General features: G+C 62.7%; 9 protein-coding genes and 2 pseudogenes. 4 read left to right on the top strand and 7 right to left on the bottom strand.

The genetic code is table 11. From position 1 onward, the window contains the following. Window positions 1-32: 32 nt before the first annotated feature. From QWU43_RS09945 to QWU43_RS09930, 4 genes are read right to left on the bottom strand one after another with little or no spacing between them, the layout of a single operon-like run. Window positions 33-1,085: a hypothetical protein gene (locus QWU43_RS09945; RefSeq protein ID WP_370917752.1), complete on the bottom strand. Its 1,053-nt coding sequence runs from the start codon at window positions 1,083-1,085 to the stop codon at window positions 33-35. Window positions 1,086-1,111: 26 nt separating this feature from the next. Continuing rightward, entirely contained in the window at window positions 1,112-2,245 is a 1,134-nt protein-coding gene (locus QWU43_RS09940; protein WP_370917751.1) for a hypothetical protein, read from the bottom strand. Beyond that, window positions 2,242-3,153, bottom strand: a complete 912-nt coding sequence (locus tag QWU43_RS09935) for an ATP-binding cassette domain-containing protein (RefSeq protein WP_267174152.1) — start codon at window positions 3,151-3,153, stop codon at window positions 2,242-2,244. The genes QWU43_RS09940 and QWU43_RS09935 overlap by 4 nt, the downstream gene beginning before the upstream one ends. Further along, window positions 3,150-3,524, bottom strand: coding sequence for a GntR family transcriptional regulator (locus QWU43_RS09930; RefSeq protein WP_370914888.1), 375 nt, complete (start codon window positions 3,522-3,524; stop codon window positions 3,150-3,152). The genes QWU43_RS09935 and QWU43_RS09930 overlap by 4 nt, the downstream gene beginning before the upstream one ends. Window positions 3,525-3,854: 330 nt before the next feature. On the opposite strand from QWU43_RS09930, the pseudogene QWU43_RS09925 reads away from it, so the two are divergent. Further along, a pseudogene (locus QWU43_RS09925) lies at window positions 3,855-4,428 on the top strand (NYN domain-containing protein); the annotation flags it as partial. 464 nt (window positions 4,429-4,892) lie between these two features. Beyond that, window positions 4,893-5,243 (top strand): annotated as a pseudogene (locus QWU43_RS09920) (NYN domain-containing protein); the annotation flags it as partial. Between the two features lie 86 nt (window positions 5,244-5,329). On the opposite strand, the gene QWU43_RS09915 reads toward QWU43_RS09920, so the two are convergent. Then, on the bottom strand, window positions 5,330-6,079 hold the full coding sequence (locus QWU43_RS09915) for a PspA/IM30 family protein (protein ID WP_370914887.1): 750 nt from the start codon (window positions 6,077-6,079) through the stop codon (window positions 5,330-5,332). Between the two features lie 157 nt (window positions 6,080-6,236). Then, window positions 6,237-6,617, bottom strand: a complete 381-nt coding sequence (locus QWU43_RS09910; RefSeq protein ID WP_370914886.1) for a thioredoxin family protein — start codon at window positions 6,615-6,617, stop codon at window positions 6,237-6,239. A gap of 233 nt (window positions 6,618-6,850) precedes the next feature. On the opposite strand from QWU43_RS09910, the gene QWU43_RS09905 reads away from it, so the two are divergent. Together QWU43_RS09905 and QWU43_RS09900 are read left to right on the top strand one after the other, a co-directional pair. Continuing rightward, window positions 6,851-7,051: a heavy-metal-associated domain-containing protein gene (locus QWU43_RS09905; protein WP_370914885.1), complete on the top strand. Its 201-nt coding sequence runs from the start codon at window positions 6,851-6,853 to the stop codon at window positions 7,049-7,051. Between the two features lie 115 nt (window positions 7,052-7,166). Next, window positions 7,167-9,455 (top strand): heavy metal translocating P-type ATPase, encoded by a 2,289-nt coding sequence (locus tag QWU43_RS09900; RefSeq protein ID WP_370917750.1) that lies wholly within the window; start codon window positions 7,167-7,169, stop codon window positions 9,453-9,455. A gap of 79 nt (window positions 9,456-9,534) precedes the next feature. Here QWU43_RS09900 and dnaB read toward each other — a convergent pair whose 3' ends face one another. Continuing rightward, window positions 9,535-11,025, bottom strand: coding sequence for a replicative DNA helicase (dnaB, locus tag QWU43_RS09895; RefSeq protein ID WP_370914883.1), 1,491 nt, complete (start codon window positions 11,023-11,025; stop codon window positions 9,535-9,537). Between the last annotated feature and the right edge of the window lie 156 nt (window positions 11,026-11,181).

Below are 11,181 nucleotides of genomic sequence, written 5' to 3'. Positions count from 1 at the left end.
TACCGTCAGTTTTCGGGATGTTCATCCGCCACTCATCCCGCGTTGGTTGCCCTGCCGGTGTTCATGCCCAACCAATCCGCCAACCCCCTCGACCCCGGCCGCCAACGCCGGACCAGCCACAGGTCGGCCACGATGTAGTTGACGATGAGGAATCCCGCGCCGACCACGGGATAGAGGATCGGGGCAGGACCAATGTCTGCGGGCAACAGGGCCGGAATGCCCGTCAGCCCCATGATGATGATGAGATAGGGCGCCCACCACACGGTGAGCACGGGGAGGATGATGTCGATGGTGGTAATCAGGAATCCCACCGCGATCCACCTGCAGATCCCGGTGAGCAGATGGTCATCCGGGTTCACGATCAGGAGGGACGGCAATGACGCGACCGCAGCCATGACCGGATGGAGCAACGCCAGTCGCATCCGTTCCCGCAGCCAGGTCCGTCGACGACCGTTGAAGGCCATCCAGCGGTCCGGCCGTTCGTCGGATGTGAGACCCGTCATCACCATCACCAGCGGAAGGATCGACCAGTTCACCCGAATGCCTGTGAGACCGATGATGACCGCAGCGACGGCCGTGAGTCCCCAGCCGATGAGGTTCCGCGGAACAACGTTGCCGGCGATGATCGCCCGGCACGCCCGGCGCGGGCCACCACCGCTGATCGCCGGATCTCCCGACCTCGACGTCGCCGTCCGGGGCGCCTCCGGCCAGGTCCGCGTGTTGCGGACCTGGACGATGACGGCCGCCACCCAGAACACGACGCTCACCAGAACAACGCCCTCGCCGCGCACGAACCAGTTGGTCAGGGCACAGGCGGAGAGGATGGCCGTGTACAGCCCCACCCGAAGAAGATGGTGGCGACGCCAGGTCGCGTGGTCGAGGTTGAAGGCGCGGTAGGTGTCCGCGTCACCGGCGGATGCCAGGAGAACCGCACCGAGTGCCGCAGCGACCCACGCGGTCCACGCGTACGGCCGGTATCCCGTGAAGAGGTATCCGTAGAGACCTGCGGCGGAGATCAGGGTCACCAGGACAGGCAGGACCCATGGGTTCGCGTGGCGGAGGATCGCGGTTGGTGAACCACCCATTGTTTTCACGGTCGGTATGCCCTTCCTCATCGTCGACTACCGGAGAACCGCTCCTGGAACGTCGCCCCGCTGAGGTCGGTGGTTCCGGCGAGTCTCGGGGAGATCACGAACAGCAGGATGAGCGTCCAGATCGTGAGCGTCGCCAGAGCTCCGGATACGACCCGGACGTCGGTGGAGCCTGTCGCGAAGCCGACGGGGTACGCTGCCACCAGGCTCGCGTACCACCAGGCGTTCCGCCCGATGGCCCACGGTGCGAGCACCATCCCGCTGACGGCGAGGAGTCCGGCGGCGAGGAAGACGGGGATCCCCTCGTGGAAGGAGATCGTTCCCCGGAACGCCACGGCCCACGCGGCGGTCCAGACCAGGAGCGCCACCGGGAGGTTGAGCAGCGCCGTGATGTTCCACCCGCGGACGAAGTCCCGTCGCGGCCAGCCGTACGCCCGCCATGTCCTCGCGGCCAGGGGAGCCAGGGACGCCATGCTCCCACAGAAGGAGAGCACCATGATCGTGATGAACCCAAGGTCATCAGCCTCTCGGACGGCGCCCCACGGCGGGAGTCGGAGCATCAGAAGGTAGACCAGGACCCCGACCCAGACCATCACCGTGAAGCGGAGGACCGGGTCGCGGATGACTTGGGCCGTGGGGGAGGAGCCGATCAGCGTTCCACGGCTCATGCCGAGGTCCGCCGTCAACCACCACGGTTTCCCGTCGTCGGCCGGGGCCCCGGACTCCGGTATCGACCGTCCCCGCCAGACCTGCACGAGAAACGCCGCGACGAGAATGACGCCGACGGGTACGAGGGCGCGCGGGGGAAGAAAGCCGGGCGCGACGACCACGAGAGCCACGACAAGGGCGGTGATCAGGGTGAACACCGCTGAGCGCACGATGTGATGCCTTCTCCAGGTCGCCCGGGTGAGATTCATGGCCCGGTAGCCGTCGGCCGGGGTACGCAGCCACACGAGTGCACCGGAGAGAAGGACGAGTCCGATGTAGAGGACGTTCCATCGGCCGCCGTCCCCGATGAACATCATCAGCACACCGGTGAGCAGCACGTAGTCGGCGAGGATGAAGGCGAGGATGAGTCCTGCGCGGCGCCAGTCGCCGAGTGTCAGCATCAGTCGGCGGTCCACACCGCCGCCCGGGGTCACGCGGGCAGTCATCGGGCATCACCCGCCAGGGCGGTGACGGCGTCCTCGAGGTCGGCGGCCTGGACGCGGACGCCGAGTTCGCGTGCCTTCGCCCACAGGGAGTCAATGGCGTCTGCGGTAGCGCTCCGCAGGTCGAGGATCACGCGTTCCTGCCCGGTGAGCTTCTCGCGGATGAGCACTGTACCGGTGGATCCGAGCGCCTCGACGAGCGCGTCGATGCGGAACGCCGGACCTGTCGCGGAGAGCACTCCCTCATTGAGGTCGGCAACCTCGGCGGTGAACAGCAGAGACCGTGAACCGATGACGATGACGGAGTCGATGACGGCCGCTGCGTCGTCAAGCTGGTGGGTGGAGAGGATCACCGTGCGGGGATGCTGCTCCACATCGGCCCGGAGCTCGGTGTAGAGCACCCGGCGACGCTCGATGTCGAGCCCCAGATAAGGCTCGTCAAGGAGGGTGACGGGGCAGCGGGCCGCAAGCCCAATGACGGCCTGGAGCATGGACTTCTGTCCAGTTGAGTACGCCGAGTACTTCTTGTCCAGATCGAGGTCGAACCGTTCCGCGAGCTCGCGTGCGCGCGTCATGTCGAAAGTGGCCCAACGTGCCTCACCGATCTCCAGGAGCCTGCGCCCTTTCCAACTCCGCGGCAGCGGCACATCGGCACCCATGAGCACGACGCGGTCCATCACCTCGGCGTTGTCGAAGGGTGGGGCGTTGAACACCGTGAGGCTGCCGCCCTTCGTCTCGTGCTGGCCGGCGATGGAACGCAGCAGCGTGGTCTTACCGGACCCGTTGGGCCCGACGAGCGCGTGAATGCCACCCTCCGGAATCGTGAGGGTGAAATCGGTGAGCACGGGCGTTTTCCCATACGCGATGGTGACGTTGTCCGCGTGGATGACGGTGTTGTCGTTGTGGTTCATGAGTAGAGTCCTCGGCTTTCCGCTACCTGGTCGGTGAGAGTGTGCAGTTCTCCCCGGGTCATCCCGAGTTTGACGGCCTCGTCGATAAGTGGGGCGAGGAAACCGGCGGCGAAGGCCTCCCTGCGACGGGAGAGAATGGCTTCCCGCGCCGTGGCGGTGACGAACATGCCGATCCCACGCTGTTTCTCGAGCACGCCGGTGTCCACGAGCAGGGTGAGGCCCTTGCGGGCCGTGGCGGGGTTGATGTTGTGGAACGCCGCGAGTTCGTTGGTGGAGGGGGCTCGTTCACCGGCAGTGAGTGAACCGTCGACGATGGAGTCTTCGACGAGTGCGGCGATCTGCCGGAACAGCGGCAGAGTGGTCTCCTCCATGTCCCGCTCCCCGTTCCTCGATGGTTGATTGGTTGGTTACTTACGTAACTAACCATATAACCAAGTTCAACCATCCACAACGACCCGTGGAGCCAGTCGGATACGGGGGTGTAAACCTTAGCCAACTACCCCCCGAACGGGTGAGCGGTGATACCTGCAGATGCCCGGACACGCCCAGATCCCCGGCTTGTGCTGGCGGGACGTCGTAACGCACCCCTGAAGCGGTTGAAAGCACCAACCCGGGACATCGACGTAACCGGACCGTTTCAGGCATGCTGGACACCAGTGACTAAACGGATTTAGCAAGACAATGAACGGAAATTAGGAGCCATGCTTGAACGCACACAAGTATTCGTCGATACGTCCTACCTGCTCGCGAGCTTTTACAACTCGTGGGAAACGGGGGCACGTGCCCAGTTAGAGATAGATCTCCCCGAAGTCGTAGCCGTCCTCGGCACGATGATCCAGAACCAACTGGGCCAACCCATCCAGCGACAGATGTGGTACGACGGAATCCCGGATTCCGGCCCGCACCGTTATCAACGTGCACTCCGGACCTGCGACGGAGTGCAGCTCCGCGCAGGTCAGCTCATCGAATGGGGCGAACGCCGCACACAGAAGGCCGTCGATACGCGTCTGGTGGCTGACATGGTTCTCACCGGAATCCGCGGCCAGTGCTCCGATATCGTCCTCGTCTCAGGTGACGCCGACATGCTGCCCGGGGTCCAGGAAGCCACCGCCGCCGGTCTCCGCGTCCACCTCTACGGATTCGGCTGGGATTCTATGTCCTCCGCACTCCGCTACGCCTGCGACTCCACCACCATCCTCGATCCACGCGAAGATTTCGCCGAGTGCATGCAACTGCAGGTTCTCGAAGGCCCCCTTCCACCGGTCGTGCGGACCAAACCAATCGGTGATGCCGAACCGATCGAGGAAACCGGCCCAACGTCGATTCCTGACCTCTTGAACACCTCGTTTACGGTACCCGGGCGCCCCGACAACGTCGTCGATGACAATCGGGGGCATTCAGCGAAGCATCGCGCAACACCGACACCCGGAAACCCCGACCACGGACGTACCCGCGGCCCGGGCGAAGACCAAGTCGACGTTCCGGGTCCTCCCAGTGAAACCCGCAGGCCCGGCACACCCGTGTTGCGTGAAACCGCATCCCCGTCAACCAACGCCGGAACCGAGGCCCCCCGAGAACCCATGGTTTCGGCACCACCTGAGCGCACTGACCGGGAAAAAACGGAGCCGGGAATCACTCATGCCGTAAACCGGGATGCATCCGGAATCACCTCGTCCTCTGCAGGCGAAACCCCCCAAGCTCCCGGTGCTGCCGCCGCCAAGACACAAAAAGAAACCACCACACCGCGCCCCGCCCCGAATCCCTCCATGATGGCACCCCGCCGCAAACTACGTTCACGGTACGTGCCGCTCCCCAGTGAGGTGTGGGCATCTGACGGTTCACAAACCCCCTTCGACGTGGGACAGCAATACGCGAGCTGGTGGTACGACAACGCAGCGTCAGAGGAACAGAAGAACAACGCCCACCAACTATGCGGCGGAGGGCTCCCTCCCGAAATTGACCGCCCCCTACTCCAGTTCGCCTGCGAGACACTGCACGAGTACACGCTCACGGAATCTCAGCGCGTGAGTCTTCGGGACGGATTCCACTCCGGCATTCGGGGGGTTCTGCTCCACATCGCGCGCCGCTGATCAGCCACGCGATCCTGAACACGGCCCGACCTGCCTCTCCCGGTGAACTTATCCCGGGGAGGGGTCACGCCATGCTTTTCGGGGATTCAGGTGTTGGCTCCGCCGGTGTCCTCCGGTTTCTTCATTTCCGCGCGTATCTGATCCAACCGGGTGCTGGCCTTCATGTCGAGACCGGTGTCCCTGATCTCCGTGATCCGCTTCGCAACGGAGTTCTCCAGAAGCTCCTGCGATCCGAGAGCATCCGCGTAGCGACGCTCGATCTTCGCGCGCACTGCATCCAGGGTCGGAACCGCTGAATCAAGCTCCACCCCACCCGGAGACCCCGTCACATCATTGACAGTTTCCTGCATTTGAGACTGATCAACCTGGGTCTGCAGCGTCGCGATCTCAGTGAGCTGCTCCCGCAGGCGGGCTTCCGACTCCCGGACCTGCGATTCCGCCTGTTCCGCAGCCTGCACCGCACGAGCGTGGAGGTGTGTGGTCTCCTCAAGCTGTCCTTCCACTGCCACGAGGCGGGTGGAGAGAACCTCTGCGCTGACCATCAGATCATCCGCACGTTCTCCGTCACCTGCAGATCTTGCGGCATCCGCGGCATGTAGGGCATTGCGCGCCTCGTTCTCCAGGCTGTCCTTGTCTACGAGCAAGCGGTTGAGCTTCATCTCCAACTGACTCCGCGTTCCGATCATCGAGGCCGCCTGCCGCACGATCGCCGCATGCTGTTCTTTCGCCGCAGTAGTGGCCTGCTGGATCTGGACCTTCGGATCAGCATTGTCGTCGATCACCTTATTCAGGGAGGCGGTGAGATACTTCCATCCCTTGGCAAATGTGTTGGCCATGATCTGTTCTCGACTCTCTTCCCTGGGACCGTGGCAACGCCACACGAAACAGCTCTCTTGCACCCCAGTCTAGCCAGGACAGCGAGACCGCCAACCGAGTTCGCGGACGACAATCTCCCGAGGGGGGAGTGACACCCCCGGGGGAGGCTCACCGGAATCAGTCGCGCTCGCCCTCAGCTTTCTGTTCTTTCGCCATCTCCTTACGAACCTGCTCCATATCAAGTTCGCTGACCTGGGTATAGAGATCCTCCAGCGCCGCAGCGGACATGGAACCGGACTCCCGGAACATGAGGATCCCGTCACGGAAGATCATCAGCGTCGGAATCGACTGAATCTGCAGTGCAGCGGCCAACCCCTGGTTGGCTTCACTGTCAAGCTTGGCAAAAACAGCCTCCGGGTGGGCCTCGGAAACCTTCTCGAAGGTGGGTGCGAAACGGACGCACGGCCCACACCAGGATGCCCAGACGTCAACGAGAACGATTCCGCCCTTGGTGACGGTCTCTTCGAATGTGGCTTCAGTTACATCAATCGTGGCCATGGAATATTCACTCCGGATTCTTCGGTTGAGTACAGTGCACCCCGCTCAACACCGGAAGCCCACGTGGTATTCCCGCCACTGTTGCGGATCACCGGGTGAACTGGGGTAGTTTGTGCGGGGTAACCCCCACCGCACCGTCACGGTACCCGAAGAAAGCTACGGTCGTAATAGACCCACTCCCACGGAGAACACACCGGCGACGCTGACGGAGCAGCGAAAGAACAGGAGCAGTTATGACCAAGAACTATCGTGTGGCAGGTATGACCTGCGAACACTGCAGCAACGCCGTGGTCGAGGAGATCTCGACCGTACCGGGCGCGCAGGGAGTCACCGTTGATCTCGAGAAGGGCGTGGTCAGTGTGTCGGGCCACGGCTTCACCGATGACGCCATCTCCGCCGCGGTTCGGGAAGCCGGCTACGAGGTCATTGACTGACCCGGTCGCGCCGGATCCTGCACCACCTCACGCCGCCCCGCTACCCCTGGCAGGGCGGCGTGAGCTTTCCCGGCACCGGAAAATGGTGACTTGTACATCTCGATCAGGAGCATCAATGAACAATCCGACCGGAGTCACCGGTCCCTCCATCTCTGGCGAGACAGCCCACACCGATCTCGCCGTCACAGGCATGACCTGCACCTCCTGTTCCGGCAGGGTGGAACGAAAACTCAACCGGCTCGACGGGGTACGCGCCACCGTGAATTTCGCCACGGAGACAGCCTCCGTCGACTACGATCCCGGGATCATCTCCCCCGAGGAGCTGGTGGTCCTTGTCGAGAAGACGGGTTATGGAGCCACCATCGTCACCCATTCCGGGGCCGATGTATGCGGGCACGACGGATCGGAAGCCCCAGTCGATGACGGCGATCAGGCACGCGCGCGGGAGATCACCGATCTCCGACACCGACTCATTCTGTCGGCAGCCTGCGGCCTGCCGGTCATGCTGCTGTCCATGATTCCCCCTCTGCAATTCGACTACTGGCAGTGGGCGGCTCTCGTACTCACTTTCCCCGTGTTCTTCTGGGGTGGTTGGCCGTTCCACCGGGCAGCGGTGACGAACCTCCGCCATGGTGCCTTCACTATGGACACTCTTGTCAGTATGGGCACCACCGCAGCACTGGCATGGTCAGTCGTCGCACTTACCGTCGGCGATGCCGGCCGACCGGGGATGACGATGCACTTCCACCTCCTGGCCAGCGGTGGAGCCGCACTGAACGAGATCTATCTCGACACTGCAGCAATGGTCATTGTGTTTCTGCTTCTGGGCCGCTGGTTCGAGGCCCGTGCCAAAGGCCGTTCCTCACAGGCACTCCGGGCGCTATTGACACTCGGTGCAAAGGAAGCAACCCTTCTCGTCGACGGCCATGAACGACAGGTCCCGGTCGAACGGCTCGTGGTGGGCGACACGTTCGTGGTTCGCCCGGGGGAGACAGTAGCCACAGACGGAGTGGTGGTCTCAGGAACAAGCTCCGTCGACGAGTCCATGCTTACGGGCGAATCCATCCCGGTGGATGTCGGCACCGGTGACACGGTGACAGGGGCCACGGTGAACAACTCGGGACGACTCGTGGTCCGTGCGACCCGGGTCGGTGGAGAAACGACACTCGCACGGATAGGTCGACTGGTCACCGACGCACAATCCCGTAAAGCCCCTGTTCAACGTCTCGTTGACCGTGTCTCCCAGGTGTTCGTACCCGTCGTCATGGTCATTTCACTGGTGACACTCACCGCTCATCTCATTCTCGGGTCTACCACCGCAGCAGCGTTCACCGCTGCTGTGGCAGTTCTCATCATCGCCTGTCCCTGTGCTCTCGGTCTGGCGACTCCGACGGCATTACTCGTGGGCACCGGTCGAGGTGCCCAGATGGGACTGCTGATCAAGGGGCCGGAGGTTCTCGAATCCACCCAGCGTGTCGACACCATAGTCCTAGACAAGACCGGAACCGTCACTACCGGAGCGATGACCCTCTCCGGTGTCAACGCCATCACAGGATATGACCGGAGCGAGGTGCTGCGGCTTGCCGGATCCGTGGAGCAGGGGAGTGAACATCCCGTCGGACGTGCCATCGTCACCGCAGCACTCGACACAACATCCGGCGGCACACTCCCAGAGTTCACCGACTTCACCTCCCACGCCGGCAGTGGGGTCAGCGCAATCGTGGATGGACGGCATGTCGCGGTTCTCCGCCCCGATGGCAGCCTCCCCGAGGAGCTCGCGTCAGCGGTGATGAAGGCCCAATCCGACGGAGCCACCCCGGTGGTTCTCCACATCGACAATGCACCCACTGCCGTCCTGATCGTCCGGGACAGGGTCCGTGACACATCGGCCACTGCCATCAGCTCACTGAAGAACCTCGGGCTGACCCCTGTTCTGCTCACCGGAGATAACCACGGTGCCGCAACCACAGTCGCCCGTGAAGTCGGTATCTCTCCGGACAATGTCTTCGCCGGAGTGCTCCCAGAAGGCAAGGTCAACGAGGTGCGGCGCCTGCAGGGAGAGGGGCGCATCGTTGCCATGGCCGGTGACGGTGTCAACGATGCTGCGGCGCTCGCACAAGCGGACCTCGGACTATCGATGGGAACCGGCACCGATGTCGCCATCGAAGCCGGCGACATCACACTCATGCGGGACGGATTGGACGGTGTGTCCGATGCGATCCGGCTCTCGCGTGCCACCCTGCGCACGATCCACGGCAATCTCTTCTGGGCGTTCGGCTACAACATCATTCTGATTCCTGTCGCGGCCCTCGGCTGGCTCAATCCAATGCTCGCCGGTGCGGCGATGGCACTGTCTTCGGTATTCGTTGTAACCAATTCCCTTCGGCTACGCACATTCCACTGACATGCCGGGAGAGGCAGCGCCTGTCGCATCTCTCCCGGTTGCGGTTCCGACGGCTGCATTCTGCACGGAGAACCGTGTCCTACCCCATACCTCGGGCAAGGTCCCGGAAACGCGAATAGTGCAACTGATGGGCTACGGCAATCGTACCGATCGGACCACCGCGGTGCTTTGCCATGATGATGTCCGCCTCGCCCGCCCGGGGATCCTCCCTGTCCTGAGAATCGGGGCGGTACAACAACATGACCATGTCCGCGTCCTGCTCCAGCGAACCGGACTCACGGAGATCAGCGAGCTGCGGCTTCTTATCAGTCCGGGATTCCGGTCCACGGTTCAACTGGGAGATGGCGATCAACGGCACATCGAGTTCCTTCGCCAGAAGCTTGAGCTGCCGGGAAAACTCACTGACCTCCTGTTGACGGGACTCGACCTTCTTTCCCGAACTCATCAACTGAAGATAATCGACCACGATCATCTGTAGATCATGCCGCTGCTTCAACTGACGTGCCTTGGATCGGATCTCCATCATCGTCAGATTCGCGGAATCGTCGATAAACAGGGGAGCGTCCGCGATCTTCCCGACACGTTCAGCCAATCGAGCCCACTGGTCATCGGTCATCGTCCCCGCACGCATATCCGTCAGCTTGATCTCCGTCTCCGCGGACAGGAGGCGCATGACGATCTCGGATTTCGACATCTCGAGGGAGAAAATCACCGAGGCCTTTCCTTGCTTCACTGAACAGGAACGCATGAAATCCAACGCCAATGTTGATTTACCCACACCGGGGCGGGCTGCCACGATGATCATCTGACCCCCGTGCAGACCATTCGTCAGTTCATCCAGGTCGATGAAACCCGTGGAGATACCGGCAGCCGCCCCACCGTGATTCGCAAACTCCTCGAGTTCCTCCATTGTCGGGTCAAGTACCTCTGACAGTGCCGCGTAGTCCGTCGTCGTCTTACGTTGCGCAATGGCGAAGACCTCCTGCTGCGCCAGGTCAAGTACCGTGTCGACCTCTGCGCTCTCGGTGCCTTCGTAGCCAAGCTGGACGACCCGGGTCCCCGCATCAACGAGACGCCGCAACAGGGCCTTCTCTGCGACAATCTCCGCGTAGTAGCGCGCATTCGCGGCGGTCGGCACCGAAGAGATGAGCGTGTGCAGGTATGGGGCACCACCTACCCGGTCGAGATCACCCTGTCGGTCCAGTCGACCTGAGACGATGATCGGGTCGATTTCCTTCTGTTCACTGAAGAGGTCCAGGATCACCGAATAGATGATCTGGTGCGCGGGACGGTAGAAATCATCGGGAGTGAGTTCCTCCACGATGTCGGTGACCGCTCCAGTGGAGAGCAGCATGGCACCCAGCACACTCCGTTCTGCCTCCAGATGGTGCGGTGGAACCCTGCCGAACTTCTTTTCGGCGGCATCCCCAGATTCCGAGCGGAACTGGGGCCTGTTCCCCCGCAACCGGTCAGAGGGTGGGTGAATCTGCCCGGCCCCATCCTCGACCGGTGGCTCCTCCGGGGGAAGGTAATCGTCATCGAAACTGGTGTCACTGAAACCGGAGGTCACTACGGGTACCTTTCGCTGTCTGAAAATCTATCTGTTCCTTCGCCTGGACCGGAAGCCGCTCAGACGAGCACGCGGCTCCACGGAAGCCAGCGATCTCAATCCGGGTATGCCCGCACCGATACTGGTCTGGCACAACAGTACCGCCCGAACCACCGC

The sequence above is a fragment of the Corynebacterium sp. CCM 9204 genome, assembly GCF_041357695.1.
GTDB lineage: Bacteria > Actinomycetota > Actinomycetes > Mycobacteriales > Mycobacteriaceae > Corynebacterium.
Note: the sequence above shows the minus strand (reverse complement) of the source record. Positions and strands in the feature narration are given on the sequence as shown.